The organism is Streptomyces sp. WAC03905 (genome assembly GCF_057371075.1).
This window is the reverse complement of record NZ_JBXYDZ010000003.1, coordinates 5928301-5950388: the sequence shown is the minus strand read 5'-3', so window position 1 is coordinate 5950388 and position 22088 is coordinate 5928301. Positions and strand designations below refer to the sequence as shown.

Genomic DNA, 22088 nt, shown 5'->3' with positions numbered 1-22088 from the left:
CGTCATGCCCCGCCGGTGTGCACCTGGAAGGCGGCCCGCCGGACCGCCTTGGCCAGCGCCGGGTCCGGGTGGGCGGCGGCGAGCGCGACCAGCACCTGCACGGTGCGCGGATGCCCGACGGCGCGTACCTCGTCCAGCAGCCGGGGCACGGTGGTGCGGACGGCCGAGTCCAGGTGGCGGGCCAGCAGCTCGGCCTCGCCGTGGTCGGCGATGGCGGCGGCGGTGTCCACCCAGAGCCAGGTCGACTCCTCGGCGGTGAGCACGTCCTGCGCATCGTCCGGGTCGATGCCGTCGTGCTCGGCCAGCCAGAGCAGCGCGTACGGGCGCAGCGCGGGCTCCCGGACGGTGGCGCGGACCTCGGGCTCGGCGGGGGCGCCGACCACGCGCAGTGCCTCGAAGGCGAGGCCGCGCAGCAGGGCGTCCTCGCCGCGGGCGGCCTGGATGAGCTCGGCCACGGCGTGGCCGACGGGCCGGGCGGCCAGCCAGGCCCGGTACTCGGCGCGGGCCGGTCCGGGGGTGAGCCGGGCGCAGCCGTGCAGCATGGCGGCGGCGGACTGCTCGATGTTCCCGGCGGGGCTCTGCGCCGCGACGCAGATCTGCTCCAGCTTGACCCAGACGGCCCAGCTGCCGAGCGGGGTGAGGGTGGCCCGGGCGGGTCCGAGGGTGACGGCGTCCACGGCGGCGAGACCACCGAGCGCCCAGCGCAGCAGCCGGGCGAGCGGGACGGGCCGGGCCTCGGCGGAGGCGGGGGCGGCGGTCAGCGCCGTGGCGGGCCCGGCCTCGTAGGGGATCTCGCAGCGTTCGTCGCGCAGTTCGGTGACGCGCTGCCCGAGCAGGTCCAGCAGGTCGGGGACGGTCACGGGGCCGGCGGACAGCTGCAGCAGGGAGAGGAGCTGGGGCATGGCCTCGACGACCTCGGCGACGGCCGCGGGGGCGATGTCGGCGGGGGCCGGGTGGACCAGCGACCAGGCGTCGAAGAGGGCGACCCAGCCGCGCAGCACGGCCGTGTCGTCCCGGTCCCAGGCGCGCAGCCGCCAGCCGGGGCGGGCGTGGCCGCCGTGCACCTCGACCAGACCGGCGAGGCGGGCGCGGTCCCAGCCGACGCGGATCTGGCCGTGCGTCAGGCCCAGCTCGTCGGCGGCGCGTTCGACGTCGGCGGCGGGCAGGGCTCCCGTGGGGGCCGCCGGCCGCCGTCCGCGGCGCCGAGGTTGCGCTCGGCCCAGCGGGTCAGGCGTACGGCGTCCGCCAGGGAGGCGCGGGCCCGGTTCGCGAGGTCGGCGGTGGCCGGGGTGCCCGCCGGGGGCCGCGGTGCGGGGCGGGTCCGGCGGTCGGTCACCGCTTTGCGCGCCGCGGCGACGGAGCGCGGGGAGACGAGTCGGAGTCTGGAGTCGCGAGCCAACTGCTCATCAGGCTTTCGGGACGTCACGGAAGCAGTCTCGCCCGTCACTGGCCGAAAGCCCAAACGGAATCGGCTCCTTCCCTCGCCCCGCGCGGGTCAGACCGGGACAACCCGCCCGCAGGTGCCGGTCCGTCACACGGCCTTCACATCAGCGGGGTGAGGAAGCGGCGCAGGGCTTCCTCGTAGCCGGCGGGATCGGCGTTCCACATCGCGCCGTGTCCGGCCTCCCGCACCGTGTGCAGGGTGATCAGGTCGGGTCGGGCCGCGGCGAGCCTGCGGGAGGGTTCCCACGGAGCGAGCGTGTCGTCCGGACCGTGGAAGATCAGTACGGGGATCCGCAGCGCTCCGGGGTCGGCGCCGGGCGGCAGCCGGTCGGCGCGCAGCCCCGCGCGGCCCTCGGCGGCCCGGACCGCCAGCGGGAGCACGGGGGCCGGGGTGCCGCGCGCGGCGGCGAGTGCGCGCAGGGTGGTGTGCCAGTCGAGCACGGGCGAGTCCAGTACCAGCCCGGCGACGCGGTCGGCCAGGGCGGAGCGCTCGACGGCGTGCAGGGCCATGGTGGCGCCGGTGGACCAGCCGTGCAGGATCACGCGCCGGGCGCCGTAGCGCAGCGCGTAGCGGATGGCGGCGTCCAGGTCCCGCCATTCGGATTCGCCGAGGTGGCCGAGGCCGTCGGGGGGTTCGGGGGCGCCGAGGTCGCCGCGGTAGCCGAGGTCGAGGACGGGCAGCCGGTGGCGGTGCAGGAAAGGCATGACCACCATCGGGTGCTCGCGGCCGGCGCCGAGTCCGTGGACGGTGATCACCCAGGTGTCCCGGGCGGCCGGCACGAACCATGCCGGAAGGGCGCCGAGCTCTCCGGGGACGTCCACGTCGGCGTGGTCGAGCCCGAGGGCGGAGCGCGGGTTCCCGAGGAACACCTGGGGGGTGAGGGTGACCCGGGTGCCGGGGTCGAGGCTGCCGTGGGTGACGGTCAGGAGCCTGCGCACGACGGTGTCCGGGTCGTGGTCGGCGTCCGGGAGCACGGGCCCGACGACGGCGTGCAGCCCGGGTGCGGAGAGGCCGTACGTACCGGGGCGCAGGGAGGCGAGGGAGCGGGTCAGCGCGATCCGGCCGTCCCCGGCGGAGTGCACGCTCAGGCGGGTGCCGCCGGGGAGCGGTGCGCCGGGGCGGGGTCGCAGCGCGGAGTCGGCGGCGTACCGGCCGGCCGCCACGGCGGCCACCCCCGCGCCGATGAGGGTCGTGGTGACGGCCGCTGCCGTCGCTGTAACGGTACGCACCGTTCCAGTGTGGTCGCGCAGCGTCGGACAGGCCACCGGAAGGAGTTGCTCCGGGTCTACGCGGGGAGAGTGATCCGGGTCACTTTCGAGGGGTCGCGGGGATGGCCGGGGGCACTTCGGGGGACGTGCGGAGGGGTTCATTCACCCAGCTTTGACGTGCATTAATGCGGAAATCTACGTAAGAATCAGGACGAATGTCCCGATGGCGCCCCGTGCCCGTACACCGCTCCGCCGGAGCCAGTTCACCTTCCGTTCATCCAGGTTGCCTACGTTCGCCGAGCCACTGACGCCAAACAGAAGCCTGGGTAAATGGAGCACATAACGCTTCTCCTCGGGATCGTGATCATCACCGCTCTCGTGTTCGACTTCACGAACGGTTTTCACGACACGGCCAACGCGATGGCCACCACCATCTCGACCGGCGCCCTCAAGCCCAAGACCGCGGTGGCCATGTCCGCCGTCCTCAACCTCGTCGGCGCCTTCATGTCCGTGGAGGTCGCCAAGACGATCTCCAAGGGCCTGGTCAACGAGGAAGGCATCCAGCCAGAGGTGATCTTCGCCGCGCTGGTCGGCGCCATCCTCTGGAACCTCGTCACCTGGCTGGTCGGACTCCCCTCGAGCTCCTCCCACGCCCTGATGGGCGGCCTGATCGGCGCCGCGGTCGCCTCCGCCGGCATCGGCGCGGTCAACGGCAGCGTCATCGTCACCAAGGTGCTCATCCCCGCGATCGCCGCCCCGCTGGTGGCCGGCATCGCCGCGTACCTGGCCGCCAAGGTCACCTACAAGCTGGGGGACAAGGTCGGCGGGCAGACCGCGAAGAAGGGCTACCGCGCCGGTCAGATCGCCTCGGCCGGTCTGGTCTCCCTCGCGCACGGCACCAACGACGCGCAGAAGACGATGGGCATCATCACGCTGGCCCTCATCGCCGGCGGCGCGATCGCGCCCGACGCGAACCCGCCGGTCTGGGTCATCGTCTCCGCCGGTCTGGCCATCGCCATGGGCACCTACCTGGGCGGCTGGCGCATCATCCGCACCATGGGCAGCGGCCTGACCGACCTGCAGCCGCAGCAGGGCTTCGCCGCCCAGACCTCGGCCGCGTCCGTCATCCTCGCCTCCTCCAACCTGGGCTTCTCGCTCTCCACCACCCACTCGTGCTCCGGTGCGGTCATGGGGGCGGGCCTGGGCCGCAAGGGCGGTGTGGTCCGCTGGTCCACCGCGACCCGCATGTTCGTCGCCTGGGGCCTGACCCTGCCGGCCGCCGCGCTGGTCTCGGCCGGTGCCGAGCTGGTCATGCGCGCCGGTGACATCGGCATCGCCGCCGTCACCGTCTTCCTGGTCGGCTCCTGCCTGGCCATCTGGCTCATCTCGCGCCGCCAGGTCGTCGACCACAACAACGTCAACGACGTCGAGCAGACGGACGACGAGGCGCCCGGTGTCGTCACCACGGCCATCGCGGCCGTCACCGTCCCGCCGACCGTCGCCGCCGCCGGTACCACCGCGGCGGTCACGGACGAGGACCTCAGGGCCACCATCCCGGCCGCGGCGCAGACCCCGGCGGCTCCGGCCGCCACGGTCTGACCGGAACCGAAGACACAAGAGGAATCGGCAGTATGAAGATCGACTGGGAAGCACTCGGCTCCGTTTTCGGCGTCAGCCTCTTCGCCACCGTCGCCCTCGTGGCCCTCTTCACCCTGGGTCTGGTGGGCCTGTCCAAGCACGAGGCGGCCACCGAGCAGGGCGGCAGCGCCACCCTGGCCCGCAGCGGCGCGTACCTCTGCTTCGGGCTCGTCGCGGTGGCCGTGACGTACGGGATCTACCTGATCGTCGCCTGATCGGCGCCCGGTCCCCCGCGACCGCGCCGCTCAGGTGTGAAAGATCGTGCAAGCTCCCTCCGGGTTCGTCCCGGAGGGAGCTTTCGCATCTCCCGACCCGGCCGCGCCGCAGGTCAACGGCGAGTTGACGGGCCTTCCGGGTGCGTGGTGGACTGCCCGAGCCAATACGGCGGCATGGAGAGGAAGTCCGGTGCGATTCCGGCGCGGTCCCGCCACTGTCACCGGGAGGCGCACGCCGCGCGTGCGCCCCGGGAGCCAGGAACTCTCGCCGCCGGACACGTCGAACCAGGGCGCGGACCCTGAGTGAGGACATACCTGCCACCATGCGTGCCGATCGCGTCTTCGCGTACGGCGCCACGGCGGGCCTGATCGGCGACCGGATCCTCGGTGATCCGCGCCGAGGGCACCCCGTGGCCGCCTTCGGACGGGCCGCCGCCGCCGTCGAGCGTTCCCTGTGGCGTGACGACCGCGGCCGGGGGGCCCTGCACACCCTCCTGTGCGTCGGGGGCGCGGCCGCCGTCGGCGCACTGGCCGCCCGGTCCGTGCGCTCCCGGCCCGCGGCCGCCCGTATCGCCCTGACCGCCGCCGCCACCTGGGCCGTCGTGGGCGGCACCTCGCTGGGCCGGGAGGCCCGCGCCATCGGCGGCGCGCTCGCCGCCGGGGACGTCGAGGTGGCCCGTGAGCGGCTGCCGCACCTGTGCGGCCGCGACCCGCAGGCCCTGGACGGGCAGCAGATGGCCCGGGCCGTCGTGGAGTCCGTGGCCGAGAACACCTCCGACGCGGTGGTGGGGGCCCTGGTGTGGGGTGCCGTCGCCGGGGTCCCCGGGCTGCTGGCCTTCCGCGCCGTCAACACCCTGGACGCGATGGTCGGCCACAAGTCCCCCCGACACCTGCGCTACGGCTGGGCCTCGGCCCGGCTCGACGACCTCGCCGGCTGGCCGGGGGCCCGGCTGACGGCCCTGGCCGCCGTCGTGGCCGGCCCCGACCGGCGCGGTGCCGTACGCGCGTGGCGGGCGGACGCCGCCGCGCACCCGAGCCCGAACGCCGGTCCCGTCGAGGCCTCCTTCGCCGGGGCGCTCGGCGTCAGACTGGGCGGGACCCTGGCCTACGGCGGCCGGGTCGAGCACCGGGCCGTGCTGAACGGCGGCTCCGGACGCCCGGTGCGGGTCGCGGACATCGAGCGGGCGGTACGGCTGTCACGGCAGGTCACATGGCTGGCCCTGGGCGCCTGCGTGGCCGTCCGGGCCCTGGGGACACGAATGCGGAGGGGACGCGCATGAGCGGCGCGAAGCGCGGCGGCGGACTGCTGGTCGCGGGGACGACGTCGGACGCGGGCAAGAGCGTGGTCACCGCGGGCATCTGCCGCTGGCTGGCCCGCCAGGGTGTGAAGGTGGCGCCCTTCAAGGCGCAGAACATGTCGCTGAACTCCTTCGTCACCCGGGAGGGCGCCGAGATCGGGCGCGCCCAGGCGATGCAGGCCCAGGCGGCCCGCGTGGAGCCGACCGCACTGATGAACCCCGTGCTCCTCAAGCCCGGCAGCGACCGCACCAGCCAGGTGGTGCTGCTCGGCAGGCCCGTGGGCGAGATGAGCGCGCGCGGCTACCACGGCGGGCGGCAGGAGCAGCTGCTCGGCGTCGTCACGGACTGCCTGGAGCAGCTCCGGGGCACGTATGACGCCGTGATCTGCGAGGGGGCGGGCAGTCCGGCCGAGATCAACCTGCGCCGGACCGACATCGTGAACATGGGCATCGCGCGGGCCGCGCGCTTCCCGGTGGTCGTGGTCGGCGACATCGACCGGGGCGGGGTGTTCGCGTCGTTCTTCGGGACGACGGCGCTGCTCTCCCCGCAGGACCAGGAGCTGATCGCCGGGTACCTGGTGAACAAGTTCCGCGGCGACGTCTCGCTGCTGGAGCCCGGCATGGAGATGCTGCGGGGGCTGACCGGCCGGGCGACGTACGGGGCGCTGCCCTTCCGGCACGGGCTGGGCATCGACGAGGAGGACGGCCTGCGGGTCTCGCTGCGGGGCGCCGTACGGGAGTCCGTGGTGGCTCCGCCCGTGGGCGAGGACGTCCTGCGGGTCGCGGTCTGCGCGGTGCCGCTGATGTCGAACTTCACGGACGTCGACGCGCTCGCGGCCGAACCCGGCGTCGTGGTGCGCTTCGTGGACCGCGCGGAGGAACTGGCCGACGCGGACCTGGTCGTCGTACCGGGCACCCGCGGCACGGTGAAGGCGCTGGCGTGGCTGCGCGAGCGCGGCCTGGCGGACGCGCTCGCCCGGCGGGCCGCCGAGGGCCGGCCGGTGCTGGGCATCTGCGGCGGTTTCCAGGCACTGGGCGAGCGGATCTCGGACGACGTCGAGTCCAAGGCGGGCGAGGTCGACGGCCTCGGGTTGCTGCCGGTACGGGTGCGCTTCGCGCCCGAGAAGACCTTGGCCCGGCCGTCCGGGACGGCTCTCGGCGAGCCGGTGGACGGGTACGAGATCCATCACGGGGTGGCCGAGGTCCTGGGCGGGGAACCGTTCCTGGACGGCTGCCGGGTGGGCTCGGTGTGGGGCACGCACTGGCACGGCTCGCTGGAGTCCGACGGTTTCCGCCGGGCGTTCCTGCGGGAGGTGGCGGCGGCCGCGGGCCGGCGCTTCGTCCCGGCCCCCGACACCTCGTTCGCCACGCTGCGCGAGGATCAGCTGGACCTGCTGGGCGATCTGATCGAACAGCACGCGGACACGGACGCCCTGCTGAAGCTGATCGAAGCGGGGGCCCCGGCCGGGCTCCCCTTCCTCCCGCCGGGCGCACCGTGACCGGCGGGGCCCGGCGCCTTCAGCCCCGCCGGTGTTCGAGGCGCGGGGGTCCGGGGGCGGGGCCCCCGGCACGGCGCCGCACCTGCACGGGGAACAGCCCGCGCACGCACACCCGAGTCCGCCCAGAGAGAGGTATCGCATGAGCACGCCCTATCCGTTCACCGCGGTGGTCGGCCAGACCGACCTGCGGCTGGCGCTCCTGCTGAACGCCGTGAGCCCGGCGGTCGGCGGTGTGCTCGTGCGCGGGGAGAAGGGGACCGCGAAGTCCACCGCCGTGCGCGCGTTGTCGGCGCTGCTGCCGCAGGTCGACGTCGTCCCCGGCTGCCGGTTCTCGTGCGCGCCCGCCGCGCCGGATCCGGACTGCCCCGACGGTCCGCACGCGGCGGGCCCCGGCGGCGCCCGCCCGGCCCGCATGGTGGAACTGCCCGTCGGTGCCTCCGAGGACCGCCTCGTCGGCGCCCTCGACATCGAACGGGCCCTCGCCGACGGCGTGAAGGCCTTCGAGCCGGGCCTGCTCGCCGACGCCCACCGCGGGATCCTCTACGTGGACGAGGTCAACCTCCTCCACGACCACCTGATCGACCTGCTGCTGGACGCCGCGGCGATGGGCGCCTCGTACGTCGAGCGCGAGGGCGTCTCCGTGCGCCACGCGGCCCGCTTCCTGCTCGTCGGCACCATGAACCCGGAGGAGGGCGAGCTGCGCCCGCAGCTCCTCGACCGCTTCGGGCTGACCGTGGAGGTCGCCGCCTCCCGCGAGCCCGCCCAGCGGGTCGAGGTGGTCCGCCGCCGGCTCGCCTACGAGGACGACCCCGCGGGCTTCGCCGCCGGCTGGTCGCGGGACGAGAGCGAGGTCCGGGCCCGGGTCGTGGCCGCGCGGGCCCTGCTGCCGCAGGTCCGCCTCGGGGACACCGCGCTGCTCCGGATCGCCGCGGCCTGCGCCGGCTTCGAGGTCGACGGCATGCGCGCCGACATCGTGATGGCACGGACCGCGACCGCGCTGGCCGCCTGGGCGGGGCGTACGGAGGTGCTGAAGGAGGACGTGCGGCAGGCCGCGCTGCTCGCGCTCCCCCACCGGCGGCGCCGCAACCCCTTCGACGCGCCGGGGCTCGACGAGGACAAGCTGGACGAGATCCTCGACGGGTTCCCCGACGAGGAGCCGGAGCCCGAGCCGGAGCCCGGCACCGACCCGGAGCCCGACCCGGACGGCGGTCCCGAGAACCCGCAGGGCCCGGGCGACGGCGGCGGCCCCGACGGGGGCGGCGGAGTACCCCCGCAGGGCAGCGGCCCCCAGGACGCGCAGCCCCCGGCGGAGCCCGCCGAGGCCCCCGCGGACTCCCCCGAGGCGCCCCGGCAGCCCTCCGCCCAGGAGGCGGGCGGGCCCGAGCAGGCGGCCGTACGGGCCGCCGAGCCCTTCCGGACGAAGATGCTGAGCGTGCCGGGGCTGGGAGAGGGCGCCGCCGGGCGGCGTTCGCGCGCCCGGACCGCCCACGGCCGGACCACCGGCGCCCAGCGCCCGCGCGGCCAGCTCACGAAGCTGCACCTGGCGGCCACCGTGCACGCGGCGGCCCCGCACCAGAAGGCGCGCGGCCGCGCCGGGCGCGGCCTGGTGATCCGCAAGGACGACCTGCGCCAGGCCACCCGGGAGGGCCGCGAGGGCAACCTCGTCCTCTTCGTCGTCGACGCCTCCGGCTCCATGGCCGCCCGGCAGCGGATGAGCGCGGTCAAGGGCGCCGTGCTGTCGCTCCTCCTGGACGCCTACCAGCGCCGCGACAAGGTCGGCCTGATCACCTTCCGCGGCGCCGCCGCCGAGCTGGCGCTGCCGCCCACCTCCTCGGTGGACGCGGCGGCCGCCCGGCTGGAGAAGCTGCCCACCGGCGGCCGCACCCCGCTCGGTTCCGGACTGCTCAAGGCCCACGAGGTCCTGCGGATCGAACGGCTGCGGGATCCGAGCCGGCGTCCGCTGCTGGTCGTGGTCACCGACGGGCGGGCCACCTCGGCCGGGACCGTCGGCGGCGACCCGCGCGAGCTGACGGCGCGCAGCGCCCGGCTGCTGGCCGGCGACGGGGTCGCGTCGGTGGTCGTGGACTGCGAGTCGGGGCCGGTCCGGCTGGGGCTGGCCGGGGTGCTCGCGGCCGACCTCGGCGGCCCGGCCGTCACCCTCGACGGGCTGCGGGCCGACTCGCTGGCCGGGCTCGTGAAGGACGTACGTACCGCAGTGACCGCTCCCGCTCCCCACACCACCAGGAGGGCCGCGTAATGCCCCAGGGACAGCCGTCCGTCGTTCCGGACGACGGACTCACCACCCGCCAGCGGCGCAACCGCCCGCTCGTCCTCGTCCACACCGGGCCCGGCAAGGGCAAGTCCACGGCGGCCTTCGGGCTGGCGCTGCGCGCCTGGAACCAGGGCTGGCCGATCGGGGTGTTCCAGTTCGTCAAGTCGGCGAAGTGGAAGGTCGGCGAGGAGAACGCGCTCAAGGTGCTCGGTGCCTCCGGCGAGGGCGGCAGCGTGGTCTGGCACAAGATGGGCGAGGGCTGGTCCTGGGTCCAGCGGGACGCGCAGCTCGACAACGAGCAGGCGGCCAAGGAGGGCTGGGAGCAGGTCAAGCGGGATCTGGCCGCCGAGACGCACAAGCTGTACGTGCTGGACGAGTTCGCGTACCCGATGCACTGGGGCTGGATCGACGTCGACGAGGTCATCGAGGTGCTGCGCGGCCGGCCCGGGACCCAGCACGTGGTGATCACCGGCCGCAACGCGCCGGAGAAATTGCTGGAGTTCGCGGACCTGGTCACCGAGATGACGAAGGTGAAGCACCCGATGGACGCCGGCCAGAAGGGCCAGAAGGGCATCGAGTGGTGACTGCGTTCGACATGCCCCGGCTGGTCATGGCCGCTCCGTCGTCCGGCAGCGGCAAGACCACCGTGGCCACGGGCCTGATGGCGGCCTTCGCGGAGCGCGGCCTCGCCGTGTCCCCGCACAAGGCCGGGCCCGACTACATCGACCCCGGCTACCACGCGCTGGCCACCGGCCGGCCGGGGCGCAACCTCGACGCCTTCATGTGCGGGCCGGAGCTGGTCGCTCCACTGTTCGCGCACGGGGCGGCCGGGTGCGACCTCGCCGTGGTCGAAGGCGTGATGGGGCTCTACGACGGGGCCGCGGGCCGGGGCGAGCTGGCGTCGACGGCGCAGGTGGCGAAGCTGCTGCGGGCACCGGTGGTGCTGGTGGTCGACGCGTCCTCGCAGTCGCGGTCGGTGGCGGCGCTGGTGCACGGCTTCGCGTCCTTCGACCCGCAGGTGCGCCTGGGCGGCGTGATCCTGAACAAGGTCGGCTCGGACCGGCACGAGGTGATGCTGCGGGAGGCACTGGAGGAGGCGGGGATGCCGGTGCTCGGCGTCCTGCGGCGGGCTCCGCAGGTGGCCACGCCCTCGCGTCACCTGGGGCTGGTGCCCGTGGCCGAGCGGCACTCCGACGCGCTGGCCGCGGTGGCGGCGCTGGCCGAGCAGGTCAGGGCTGGCTGTGACCTGGACGCGCTGATGGCGCTGGCCCGGACGGCGCCGCCGCTGTCCTGCGAGCCGTGGTCGCCGGCCGTCGAGGCGGCGGAATCGGGGCAGGACACCGGCACCGGCACCGGCGGTGCACCGTACGGCCGGCCCGTCGTCGCGGTCGCCGGCGGTCCCGCGTTCACGTTCTCCTACGCCGAGCACGCGGAGCTGCTCAGCGCGGCCGGGGCGGAGGTCGTCACCTTCGACCCGCTCCGGGACGAGGCGCTGCCCGAGGGGACCGGCGGTCTGGTGATCGGCGGCGGGTTCCCCGAGGTCTACGCGCCCGAGCTGTCCGCCAACGAACCGCTGCGGGCGGCCGTGTCGGCCTTCGCTGCGGCGGGCGGCCCGGTGGCGGCCGAGTGCGCCGGGCTGCTGTACCTGGCGCGGTCGCTGGACGGGAAGCCCATGTGCGGGGTCCTCGACGCGGACGCGCGGATGTCGGAGCGGCTGACCCTCGGCTACCGCGAGGCGGTGGCGGTGTCCGACAGCTCGCTCGCGGCGGCCGGGACCCGGCTGCGCGGGCACGAGTTCCACCGGACGGTGATCGAGCCGGGCGCCGGTACGGCACCGGCATGGGGGTTCACGCACCCGGAACGCCGGGTCGAGGGCTTCGTCCGGCAGGGCGTGCACGCCAGTTACCTGCACACGCACTGGGCGGCGGAGCCGTCCGTCGCCCGCCGCTTCGCCCGCGCCGCGGCCGCGCGGACGGCAGCCGTACGGGACGCCGCGGCAGCGCGGCGGTGAACCCCGTCGGCTCACTCCGCGATGCCCACCACGAGCCAGATCCCGGCCACCCCGCCCACCGTGCACATCAGCGTGGACAGGGCGGGGTGCTTGTGGTGCGCCTCGGGCAGGATCTCGGCGGCCGCCAGGTAGAGCAGGAGGCCGCCGAAGAAGCCGAGGTACGCACCGAGGGGTTCCTCCGGAAGGGTGAACAGCACGGTGGACGCGGCGCCCACCACCGGGGCCGCCGCGTCCGCGAACAGCATCATCAGGGCCTTGCGGCGGTCGTTCCCGTAGAGGCTGGTGAGGGTGTAGGTGTTGAACCCGTCGGCGAAGTCGTGGGTGATGACGGCCAGCGCCACGGCCACGCCCATCCCGCCGCCGACCTGGAAGGCCGCGCCCAGCGCCACCCCGTCGGCGAGGCTGTGGCCGACCATCGCACCGGCAGCGGTGAGCCCGACCTCGGGGACGCGCGCGCCGTCCTCGGCGCCGTGCGCGGCCTGACGCACGGCCAGGAGCCGCTCGACGACGTGGGCGACGAGGAAGCCGGCCACGAAGAGCAGCAGGGCGAGCGGGACGCCGAAGACCTCGTCGCCCGCCGCGTGCAGGGCCTCGGGGAGCAGGTCCAGGCCGACGACGCCGAGCATCAGCCCGCCGGCCAGGCCCAGCACGAGGTGGCGGCGGTCGGTGACGCGTTGCGCCGTCCAACCGCCCAGCAGGGTCATCAGGAACGCGCCCAGCGCCACGATCACGGCCATGTGCCCTTGGATACAGACTCCTCGTCCCGCGCGCACGTCCGCGCCCGGGTGGCGGGGGTCGCGGAGTTGACGACCGACCGGTGTCCGGTGAGCTGCCGGTGACCGTGACTACGGAGGGAGGCCCCCCGGTGGGCGAGGACACGACGCGGCTGGTGGTCGGGGTCGGCGGGCGCGCGGGAGTCTCCGTGGAGGAGGTCTGCGCCCTGGTCGAGGAGACGCTGCGGGGCGCCGGGCTGGCCGCGGAGACGGTGACGGCGCTGGCCACGGTGGACTCGAAGGCGGGCGAGGCGGGGATCGTCGGCGCGGCGGAACGTTTCGGCGTGCCCGTCCTCGGCTATCCCGCGGACCGGCTGGCGGGCGTCGACGTACCGCATCCCTCGGAGGCGGCGCGGGCCGCGACCGGGACCCCCTCGGTGGCGGAGGCCGCGGCCCTCGTGACGGGCGGGGAACTCCTCGTGCCCAAGCGGCGTTCGCTCTCGGCGACCTGTGCGGTCGCCACGGCGCAGGCTCACGACCTGCGCCACCACGGGGACGCCGAGGTGGTGGACGCGGGCGCGGAGCTGGAGGACCTCGCGGTCAACGTACGGGCGCACACGCCCCCGGAGTGGCTCAGGCGACGGATCGCCGCCTCCCTCACGGACCTCGCCGCGTACCCCGACGGGCGCGCCGCCCGCGCGGCGGTGGCGGCCCGGCACCGCCTGCCGGTGGAGCGGGTGCTGCTGACGGCGGGTGCGGCGGAGGCCTTCGTGCTCATCGCGCGGGCCCTCGGCGCCCGACGGCCGGTCGTGGTGCATCCGCAGTTCACCGAGCCGGAGGCGGCCCTGCGGGACGCCGGTCACCGGGTCGAGCGGGTGGTGCTGCGGGCCGAGGACGGCTTCCGGCTGGATCCGGCGGCCGTGCCGGAGGAAGCGGACCTGGTGGTCGTCGGCAATCCGACCAACCCGACGTCCGTCCTCCACCCGGCGGCCGTCCTGGCGCGACTGGCCCGGCCGGGCCGGATCCTGGTGGTGGACGAGGCGTTCATGGACGCCGTCCCGGGCGAGCGGGAGGCCCTCGCGGGCAGGACGGACCTGCCGGGGCTGGTGGTGCTGCGCAGCCTGACCAAGACGTGGGGCCTGGCGGGGCTGCGGATCGGGTACGTCCTGGCCGAGCCCGGCGTGATCGCGAAGCTGGCCGCGGCGCAGCCGCTGTGGCCGGTGTCGACGCCCGCCCTGGTGGCGGCCGAGGCCTGCGTGGCTCCGGCGGCGCTGGCCGAGGCGGAGGAGGCGGCGCGCCGGATCGCGGTGGACCGGGAGCACCTGCTGGCCGGGCTCGCGGAGTTCGACGAGGTGACGGTCGTGGGGGTGGCGCAGGGGCCGTTCGTGCTGATCCGGGTCGAGGACGGCGCGCAGGTCCGTACCCGGCTGCGGGCCCTCGGTTTCGCCGTCCGGCGCGGGGACACCTTCCCCGGGCTGGACCGGACCTGGCTGCGGCTGGCGGTGCGCGACCGGGCGACGACGGGCCGGCTGCTGCAGGCCCTGGACCGCGCCCTCGCGCTGACGTCGCGCTGATGTCGCGCTGACGCCGCACCGCGCCCGCGCCGCGCCCGCGCGGACGTGCCGCCGGGGCCGCGCCGACCTCGGACGGAGCCCGTGCGCGCCTGCCTGACTTGCGTGTTCCGGAATGCTCCGCCGGGGGGTTCACTCGAACGGCCCACCTACGATGGCCGCGGGGGCGGGGCCGTTCGAGGATCCCCGCATCGGGTGCGGCACACGCGGGGGGTCGGGACATGAAGAAATCCACGGCGGCAGGCGCGGCGCTGGCCGGGCTCGTGGTCGCGGGCTGCGCGCTGTACGCCGTACCGCGGCTGCTCGACGGGGACGGCGGGCCGGCCGCACGGCAGCGGCTGGGGAGCGAGCCGGGCGGAGGGACGCCGTCGCGGCCCGCTGCTCCGGCCGCCCCGGCGGGACGGCCGTTCACGCTCGTGGCGACGGGGGACATCATCCCGTACCCGTCGATCATCCAGCGGGCGGGGGACGACGCCGACGAGGCCGGGGAGTACGACTTCCGGAAGATACTCGCGGGGGTCAAACCCCTGGTGTCCGCCGCCGACCTGGCGATATGCCACCACGAGATACCGTACGGGCGTCCCGGCGGCCCCTACACCGGTTATCCCACCTTCAAGGCCCCGCACCAGCTGGCGGACGCCCTCAAGGACGCCGGGTACGACAGCTGCTCCACCGCCTCGAACCACACGCTGGACGACGGTTACGAGGGCCTGGCCCGCACCCTGGAGCACCTGGACCGGGTCGGCATCCCGCACGTCGGTTCGGCCCGCAGCGCGGAGGAGGCGAAGGCGCCCGCCCTGCTGTCGGCTGGCGGCGCGAAGGTCGCCCAGCTGTCGTACACGTACGGAACGAACGGCATCCCGCTCCCCCGGGACAGGCCGTGGGCCGTGAACCTGATCGACAAGGACCGGATCGTCGCCGACGCCCGGGCGGCCCGGGCGGGCGGCGCGAACGTCGTCGTGCTCAGCGTCCACTGGGGCACCGAGTGGCAGACGGCCCCCGACGAGCAGCAGGAGGAGCTGGCGCAGGCGCTGACCGCGTCCCGCTCGGCCGACGGTCTCCCCGACATCGACCTGATCATCGGGACGCACAACCACGTGCCGCAGCCCTACGAGAAGATCAACGGCACCTGGGTGGTCTTCGGCATGGGCGACCAGGTCGCCAGCTTCGTCCCCGCCGACAAGCTGCGCGGCAACCAGTCCTCGGTCCCCCGCTTCACCTTCGCCCCGGTGGCGGACCGTCCGGGCCGCTGGGAGGTGGTCAAGGCGGAGTACCTCACGCAGTACTCGGACATGGGCCCGCCGTTCCGCGTCGTCTGCGCCTCCTGCGCGGCCTCGGACGAGGCGCTGCCGGCCGCGAAGCGCGACGCGTACGCGCGGATCGACCGGCAGGTCACCGAAGCGGTGATGGCGCGGGGCGCGGGCGACCAGGGGCTGGCCCACGCCACCCGATGAGCACTCCCCTCCGATGTGCTCGCCGGGCGGCGTGACCCGCGGCGCCCCGGCGGTCCTACTGGGCCCTGCCGCGCCGGGTCAGGAAGAGCGCGCCGCCGCCGAGGGCGAGCAGCGTCAGCGCGCCGCCCGTGATGAAGGGGGTGAGCGAACCGCCGCCGGTCTCGGCCAGGTTGGCGTCGGTGGTGCCGGGGCCGGTGCCGGGGCCGGCCGTGGTGCCGGTGCCCGTGCCGGTCTGGGTCTTGATGTCGGGCTGTCCGGGCGCCTTCGCCGTGGGCGCCGGGGCCGCCGGGGACTCGCAGTGCGCCTCGGCCAGCACGATCTCGCCGTCCACCTGCGCCACGTTGAGGTTGAGGGGGTTCACCGCCACCTTCAGCCGGAGCGCCGCCGCGGCGGCGGTGGTGGAGGTGGTCTGCGTGCCGGACAGCTCCAGGCTGACCATGCCGACCCCGGGGACCTCGACCTTGGTGGGGCCGCCCGCGGACAGGGTGACCCTCTTGCCGAGCGCGGTCACCGTGCCGAGGACGTTCGCGCTGGCCACCGGCTTCTTGCCGGCTTCGCAGACGGCCTTGGAGGTGACCTTCTCCACCTCGATCAGCGAGAGCAGCGGCAGGCCGGGGACGTGCACGCGGGCCTTGGCGAGATTCGCCTCGGCCTCCGCCCGGGTCTTGTCCGCCGTGGCCTTGGAGGTGGCGACGTCGGCCCGCAGGACGCTGACCGGCTGGTTCCCCTCGACCCCGTCCAGGGTGACGGTGAGCGCCGTCTTCTCGGCGGTCGCGGGGGCGCTGACCTCGTTGAGGGTGGCCTTCATCGGGACGTGCACGGTCTTGTTGAGCAGGCCCACGTCCAGTCCGGTGCGCAGGACCACGGCACCGGCCTTGCCCTCTCCTCCGCCGCCGGGGGTGCCTCCCGTGGCGGAGGCGGGCGGCGCCGCGAGCAGGGCCACCGCTCCCGTGGCGAGCAGAACGGCCGCGGGCATGCGGAAGGTGTTGCTGTTCAAGGTGGTGGAACCCCCGGGGAGATGGGTGCCGTCGCGCGGCCAATGGGGGACATCGCGCGCGCCGACGGCTTCGACCCTGGGAATCCTTACTCAATGTGGGTGATGGGACAGCTACCTGACGTCACTTCACCCCAACGGGTGGTTTCCGTGCGGGGATTCGATTTGCGGCGGGGCTCACGGGCCGCGCTCAGGCCCTGACCCTCCCGTCGACGACCACGCGCCGCGGCTGCGCCAGGACCCGTACGTCGGCCCGCGGGTCGGCGTCGTAGACCACCAGGTCCGCCGGGGCGCCCTCGGTGAGGCCGGGCCGGCCGAGCCACTCGCGCGCCGCCCAGGCCGTGGCCGAGAGGGCGTCCAGAGCCGGGATCCCGGCGGTCACGAGCTCGGCGACCTCCGCCGCGACCAGGCCGTGCGGCAGCGAACCGCCCGCGTCGGTGCCTACGAAGACTTGGATGCCCGCGTCGTGGGCGGCCCGGACGGTGTCGTAGCGCCGCTCGTGGAGCCTGCGCATGTGCGCCGACCAGCGGGGGAACTTCGCGTCTCCGCCGGCCGCCAGCTTCGGGAAGGTCGCGATGTTGACGAGGGTGGGGACGATCGCGACGCCGCGCTCCGCGAACAGCGGGATGGTGTCCTCGGTGAGGCCGGTGGCGTGTTCGATGCAGTCGATGCCCGCCTCGACGAGGTCGCGCAGCGCGTCCTCGGCGAAGCAGTGGGCGGTGACCCGGGCGCCCAGCCGGTGCGCCTCGGCGATGGCCGCCTCGACCTCGGCGCGCGGCCAGCAGGCCGTCAGGTCTCCTGCGTCGCGGTCGATCCAGTCGCCGACGAGCTTCACCCAGCCGTCGCCGCGCCGCGCCTCGCGGCCGACGTACTCGACGAGGTCGGCCGGCTCGATCTCGTGGGCGTAGTTGCGGATGTAGCGGCGGGTGCGCGCGATGTGCCGGCCCGCCCGGATGATCTTCGGCAGGTCCTCGCGGTCGTCGATCCAGCGGGTGTCGGACGGCGACCCGGCGTCGCGGATCAGCAGGGTGCCCGCGTCGCGGTCGGTGAGGGCCTGCCGCTCTGCGGTGCCGGCGTCGACCGGGCCGTGGGCGTCCAGCCCCACGTGGCAGTGCGCGTCGACCAGTCCGGGCAGGACCCAGCCGGTCACGGTGGTGACCTCGCGGGCGCCGGGCGGGCGCTCGTAGGAGACGCGGCCGCCGACGACCCACAGTTCGTCGCGGACCTCGTCGGGCCCGACCAGCACCCGCCCCTTCACGTGCAGCACGTCGCTCACATCGCTCATGGCGGCACTGTACGCGCGGCTCCCGTCGGGTCAGGAGGCGGAGAGCACGTCCAGCAGCCGGTCCACCTCGGCCTCGGTGTTGTACAGGTGGAACGAGGCCCGGAGCAGGCCGGCCCGGGCGGACGTCATGATGCCCGCCGCCTGCAGGTCGGTCTGCCGGTCCGCCAGGCCCGGCACGGAGACGATGGCGGAGTCACCGGGCACGGGCTCGTGGCCCAGGCTCGCGAGCCCGGCGCGGTAGCGGGCGGCCAGGGCGGTGTCGTGGGCGTGCACGGCCTCGATGCCGATCCGCTCGATCAGGGCCAGTGAGACTTCGGCCGCGTGGTAGGCGAGGAAGGCCGGGGACTCGTCGAACCGCCTCGCGGAGCCGGCCAGTTTCGGCATCGGGCCGTAGACGGCGTCCCACACGGACTCCGCCGCCACCCAGCCGGCGTGCAGCGGGGTCAGGGCCTCCTGGGCCTCCCGCGACACGGTCATGAACGAGGCCCCGCGGACACCGAGCAGCCACTTGAAGCCGACGGCGACCGTGTAGTCGTACGGCGAGGCGTCGAAGGGGAGCCAGCCCACCGCCTGGGAGGCGTCCACGAGCATCCGGGCGCCGTGCGCCGACGTCGCCGCGCGCACCGCCCGCAGGTCGGCCTTGCGCCCGTCCGCGGACTGTACGGCGCTCAGCGAGACCAGGGCGGTGTCCGGGCCGACGGCGTCGGCGAGGCACTCCAGGGGCGCGAAGCGCACCTTGAGGTCGTCCCGGACCACGAAGGGGTTGATGACGGAGGCGAACTCCCTCTCCGGGCACAGCACTTCGGCGCCGGAGGGCAGCGAGGCGGCGACGAGGCCGACGTGGGTGGACACGGCCGCGCCGACCGCCACCCGGTCGGCGTCCACACCGACCAGGCGGCCGAAGGCGGCGCGGGAGCGGTTCACGCGCTCGAAGTCGCCGAATCCGGCGGGGATCCCGGCTCCCGCGGCCTCGGCGAGACTCCGTGACCGCCGCGACGGCGGAGCGCGGTACGACGCCGCAGTTGGCGGAGTTGAGGTAGGTGGTGGAGTGGGCGAACTCGGCACGGGTCGCTTCGGTGATCGAGAGATCCATGGCGTCAACTCTGCGCCAGGACGGACCCAAAGTCCATTGCCGAGTTCCACTCGCCCCATCCAAGTATTACTTATACTTGCGGGTCACCCCTGCGGGACGGCGCAGGCTCCGTCGGGCTCGCAGGCGTCGGCCGCGGCGGTCGGCTCCTCCACCTCGCGCCCGGCCCAGGCCTGCTCCAGGGCGCGGGTGAACACCTCCGCCGGCTGCCCGCCGGAGATCCCGTAGCGGCGGTCGAGGACGAAGAACGGCACGGCGTTCACCCCCAGCTCGGCGGCCTCGCGCTCGTCGGCGCGGACCTCGTCGGCGTAGGCGGAACCGTCGGCGAGGACGGCGCGGGCCTCCGCCTCGTCCAGGCCGGCCTCGACGGCGAGCGCGAGCAGCACCTCGGGATCGAAGACGGAGCGCTCCTCGCCGAAGTTGGCGCGGAAGGCGAGGTCCAGCAGCTCCCCCTGACGACCCCGGGCGTCGGCCAGGTGCAGCAGGCGGTGGATGTCGAAGGTGTTGCCGTGGTCGCGGCCCTCGGTCCGGTACGTCAGCCCCTCGGCGCGGGCGCCGGCCGCGACGTGCTCCTCCATGCCGCGCGCCTCGTCCAGGGTGCGGCCGTACTTCTTGGCGAGCATCTCCACGACGGGGACGGTCTCGCCCTTGGGGCCGTTCGGGTCGAGCTCGAAGGACCGGAAGACGACCTCCACCTCGTCGCGGTGCGCGAACGCGGCCAGGCCCTTGGTGAAGCGGGCCTTTCCGATGTAGCACCAGGGGCAGGCGATGTCGCTCCAGATCTCGACGCGCATGGTCCTTCTTCTCTCCGGGGTCGGGTGACGGGACGGTTTGCTGTTCAACCATCCGTGGTCTGAACCGATCGCCCGCCCGTCTCATTCCCCGGACGCGGACACCGCGGGCGGCGGGGGGGGCGCGGTCCTGATCACGGACGGGGGAACGCGCCGGGAACCGGGGCGGTTCCCGGCGCGCCGGGTGCGGATGCCGCGTGCCTACTTCTTCAGCCAGGCCTGCATCATCTTCTGCGCGATGGGCGCGGCCAGCTTGCCGCCGCCGATCTCGGAGCGGTCGGTGTCGGAGTTCTCGATCACCACGGCGACGGCGATCTGCTTGCCGTTCGCCTTGCCGTACGAGGTGAACCAGGCCAGCGGCGCGAGACTGTTGTTGACGCCGCGCTGGGCGGTGCCGGTCTTGCCGCCCACCTCGGCGCCCGGCACCTGGGCCGGCTTGCCGCCGCCCTCGGTGGCGACCGTGCGCATGGCGTCGCGGATCATCGAGGCGGTCCGCTCCTTCATGACCTGCTCGGACTTCGGGTCCTTGAAGCTCTCCAGCACGTTGCCGCCCGCGTCGGTGACCTCGGAGACCATGTGCGGGGCGACGAGCTTGCCGCCGTTCTCGATCGCGGCGGTGACCATCGCCATCTGGAGCGGGGTGGCCTGGACGTCGAACTGGCCGATACCCGTCTGCGCGACCTGGTCGACCGACATCTTCTTCGACGGGTACTTGCTCGGCGGGTTGGTGCGGACCGGGGTGTCGATCTGCGCGTTGAAGCCGAGCTTCTCCGCCGTCGCGCGCATCTTGTCCTGGCCGAGCCGGGAGGCGAGCTCGGCGAAGACGTTGTTGCAGGACAGGCGCAGGGCGGTGCGCACCGAGACGTTGTTGCAGGCCGCGGAGCCGGCCTCGCTGGGCAGCGCGGTGCGGGTGCCGGGGATCGTGTACGGGTCGGGGATGCCGGTCTGCCGGTCGATGTCGGTGACCAGGCCGTTCTCGATCGCCGCGGTGAGGGTGACCAGCTTGAAGGTGGAGCCGGGCGCCTGGGGCTTGCGCAGCGCCACGTTCTCCATGCCCTTGCCGTTGTCGGCGGAGAGCGCGTCCCATGCCTTCTGGTCGTTGGAGCCGGCGATGCTCCCCGGGTCGAAGGAGGGGTTGTTCACGACGGCGAGGATCTCGCCGGTGACGGGGTCGAGGGCCACGGCGGCGCCCTGCTTGCCCTGGAGCGCGTCGTAGGCGGCCTTCTGCACGTCCCTGTCGATCGTGGTGAGGACGTTGCCGGGGTCGGCCCGCTTGTTGGTGAGCATGTCCATCACCGTCTTCAGCCGGCTGTCGGATCCGTTGAGGACGTTCTTGTAGATGCCCTCCAGCATGCTGGTGCCGAAGACCTGGGAGCTGTAGCCGGTCACGGGTGCGTAGAGCGGACCGTCGGCGTAGGTCCGCTTGTAGCCGAAGTCCTTCCCGCCCGTCTTCTCCGAGCCGGTGATCGCCTCCCCGCCCACGATGATGTTGCCCAGCGGGTTCTCGTACTGCCCGATGAGATTGCGGCGGTTGTGCTTGTCGTCTGCGAGGGCCTGGCCTTGGTACGCCTGCACCCAGGTGACGCGGACCAGCAGGGCCAGCACCAGGAGCAGACAGAAGACCGACGCACGCCTGATCGTCTTGTTCATCCCCCGGAAGGACGTCCGGGGGGCCTCGGACGTTCCGCTCTGCCCCGATTGTGGCCGAGTTCTCAGCCTTTCCTCATGATGCGGTCCCGCCCCGTCACATGCGGCGGGTCACCACCGACAGGCGGTCGCGCGCCTCGAACAGGGCCGCCTTGATGAGCTGCTCGTGCCCCGGCGTCAGCCGGGCCACCGGTACCGAGCAGCTCACCGCGTCCCGGGCCGGCGTCCGGTACGGCACGGCCACGCCGAAGCAGCGCAGCCCCAGGGTGTTCTCCTCCCGGTCCACCGCGTACCCCTGCTCCCGTACCAGCTCCAGCTCCTCGATGAGCTGCTCCCGGTCGGTGATGGTGTGCTCGGTGACCGCCTCCAGCCGCCGCGGCAGCAGCGCCCGTACCTCCGCGTCCGAGTGCGTGGCGAGGAGCGCCTTGCCGAGCGCCGTCGAGTGCACGGGCAGCCGCCGCCCGACCCGGGTGAAGGGCCGCAGGTAGTGCTGGGACTGGCGGGTCGCGAGGTACACCACGCTCGTGCCGTCGAGCCGCGCCAGGTGGATGGTCTCCGTCGTGTCGTCGGAGAGCCGGTCCAGGGTCGGGCGGGCCGCGGCGACCACCTCGTCGCCGTCGATGTACGAGCTGCCGACCAGCAGGGCCCGTACGCCGATGCCGTACCGGGTGCCCGTGGCGTCCGTCTCCACCCAGCCCAGGTTCACGAGCGTGCGCAGCAGCATGTACAGGCTGGACTTGGGCAGGGAGAGGTCGTTCTGGATGTCGGCCAGGCTGTGCAGCCCCGGCCGGGCCGCGAAGTGTTCCAGCAACAGGACGGTCCGGACCGCCGATTTCACCGGCGCCGCCGCAACCGGAATCCCCGGCTCGGTCGTCGTCATACGCCCGCTTCCCCTCTGGTCGCCTCTTGTCACGCGGAGGACCCCGGAAATAGAGTCCGCAGCAGATGTGATCATTCA

Annotated in this window: 16 protein-coding genes, 2 pseudogenes and 1 riboswitch; of the genes and pseudogenes, 9 read left to right on the top strand and 9 right to left on the bottom strand. The window is 74.2% G+C overall.

Translation table 11 applies throughout. From position 1 onward, the window contains the following. Positions 1-2: 2 nt before the first annotated feature. A pseudogene (locus AC2RP6_RS29370) lies at positions 3-1426 on the bottom strand (hypothetical protein). Positions 1427-1542: 116 nt separating this feature from the next. Beyond that, positions 1543-2673, bottom strand: coding sequence for an alpha/beta hydrolase (locus tag AC2RP6_RS29365; RefSeq protein ID WP_486448906.1), 1131 nt, complete (start codon positions 2671-2673; stop codon positions 1543-1545). A 309-nt stretch (positions 2674-2982) separates the two neighbouring features. Between AC2RP6_RS29365 and AC2RP6_RS29360 the strand changes: the two genes are divergently transcribed. The 7 genes from AC2RP6_RS29360 to AC2RP6_RS29330 all read left to right on the top strand — a co-directional run bounded on the left by AC2RP6_RS29360 (position 2983) and on the right by AC2RP6_RS29330 (position 11585). Next, entirely contained in the window at positions 2983-4251 is a 1269-nt protein-coding gene (locus AC2RP6_RS29360; RefSeq protein ID WP_486448905.1) for an inorganic phosphate transporter, read from the top strand. 32 nt (positions 4252-4283) lie between these two features. After that, positions 4284-4505, top strand: a complete 222-nt coding sequence (locus AC2RP6_RS29355) for a hypothetical protein (RefSeq protein WP_486448904.1) — start codon at positions 4284-4286, stop codon at positions 4503-4505. A 179-nt stretch (positions 4506-4684) separates the two neighbouring features. Beyond that, positions 4685-4770: riboswitch (cobalamin riboswitch) on the top strand. A 58-nt stretch (positions 4771-4828) separates the two neighbouring features. Continuing rightward, on the top strand, positions 4829-5785 hold the full coding sequence (locus tag AC2RP6_RS29350) for a cobalamin biosynthesis protein (RefSeq protein WP_486448903.1): 957 nt from the start codon (positions 4829-4831) through the stop codon (positions 5783-5785). Continuing rightward, positions 5782-7302: a cobyric acid synthase gene (locus AC2RP6_RS29345; protein ID WP_486448902.1), complete on the top strand. Its 1521-nt coding sequence runs from the start codon at positions 5782-5784 to the stop codon at positions 7300-7302. Before AC2RP6_RS29350 ends, AC2RP6_RS29345 begins: the two co-directional genes overlap by 4 nt. A gap of 139 nt (positions 7303-7441) precedes the next feature. Beyond that, positions 7442-9559 carry a putative cobaltochelatase gene (locus AC2RP6_RS29340; protein ID WP_486448901.1) on the top strand — a complete coding sequence of 706 codons (2118 nt, stop codon included), beginning with the start codon at positions 7442-7444 and terminating at the stop codon, positions 9557-9559. After that, the gene (cobO, locus tag AC2RP6_RS29335) at positions 9559-10158 is read left to right on the top strand and encodes a cob(I)yrinic acid a,c-diamide adenosyltransferase (protein WP_486448900.1); all 600 of its coding nucleotides are present in this window, start codon (positions 9559-9561) and stop codon (positions 10156-10158) included. Before AC2RP6_RS29340 ends, cobO begins: the two co-directional genes overlap by 1 nt. 11 nt (positions 10159-10169) lie before the next feature. Then, positions 10170-11585 carry a cobyrinic acid a,c-diamide synthase CobB gene (locus AC2RP6_RS29330; protein WP_486450491.1) on the top strand — a complete coding sequence of 472 codons (1416 nt, stop codon included), beginning with the start codon at positions 10170-10172 and terminating at the stop codon, positions 11583-11585. A gap of 11 nt (positions 11586-11596) precedes the next feature. On the opposite strand, the gene AC2RP6_RS29325 is transcribed toward AC2RP6_RS29330, so the two are convergent. Further along, on the bottom strand, positions 11597-12322 hold the full coding sequence (locus AC2RP6_RS29325) for a ZIP family metal transporter (protein ID WP_486448899.1): 726 nt from the start codon (positions 12320-12322) through the stop codon (positions 11597-11599). Between the two features lie 128 nt (positions 12323-12450). Between AC2RP6_RS29325 and cobC the strand changes: the two genes are divergently transcribed. Together cobC and AC2RP6_RS29315 are read left to right on the top strand one after the other, a co-directional pair. Further along, the gene (gene cobC / locus AC2RP6_RS29320) at positions 12451-13872 is read left to right on the top strand and encodes an Rv2231c family histidinol phosphate aminotransferase CobC (protein WP_486448898.1); all 1422 of its coding nucleotides are present in this window, start codon (positions 12451-12453) and stop codon (positions 13870-13872) included. 218 nt (positions 13873-14090) lie between these two features. Further along, positions 14091-15323 (top strand): CapA family protein, encoded by a 1233-nt coding sequence (locus AC2RP6_RS29315; RefSeq protein ID WP_486448897.1) that lies wholly within the window; start codon positions 14091-14093, stop codon positions 15321-15323. A 55-nt stretch (positions 15324-15378) separates the two neighbouring features. On the opposite strand, the gene AC2RP6_RS29310 is transcribed toward AC2RP6_RS29315, so the two are convergent. From AC2RP6_RS29310 to AC2RP6_RS29285, 6 genes and pseudogenes are all read right to left on the bottom strand, one after another. Beyond that, a complete protein-coding gene (locus AC2RP6_RS29310) occupies positions 15379-16320 on the bottom strand; it encodes an SCO1860 family LAETG-anchored protein (protein WP_486448896.1) in 942 nt (313 codons plus the stop codon). A 187-nt stretch (positions 16321-16507) separates the two neighbouring features. Continuing rightward, complete coding sequence (locus tag AC2RP6_RS29305) at positions 16508-17602, bottom strand: amidohydrolase family protein (RefSeq protein WP_486448895.1); 1095 nt, start codon at positions 17600-17602, stop codon at positions 16508-16510. A 30-nt stretch (positions 17603-17632) separates the two neighbouring features. After that, a pseudogene (locus AC2RP6_RS29300) lies at positions 17633-18695 on the bottom strand (aminotransferase class V-fold PLP-dependent enzyme). Between the two features lie 83 nt (positions 18696-18778). Then, positions 18779-19486 (bottom strand): DsbA family oxidoreductase, encoded by a 708-nt coding sequence (locus AC2RP6_RS29295; protein WP_486448894.1) that lies wholly within the window; start codon positions 19484-19486, stop codon positions 18779-18781. 198 nt (positions 19487-19684) lie between these two features. Further along, entirely contained in the window at positions 19685-21133 is a 1449-nt protein-coding gene (locus tag AC2RP6_RS29290; RefSeq protein ID WP_486448893.1) for a peptidoglycan D,D-transpeptidase FtsI family protein, read from the bottom strand. Positions 21134-21227: 94 nt separating this feature from the next. Next, positions 21228-22010 carry an IclR family transcriptional regulator gene (locus AC2RP6_RS29285; RefSeq protein ID WP_486448892.1) on the bottom strand — a complete coding sequence of 261 codons (783 nt, stop codon included), beginning with the start codon at positions 22008-22010 and terminating at the stop codon, positions 21228-21230. Positions 22011-22088: the final 78 nt, after the last annotated feature.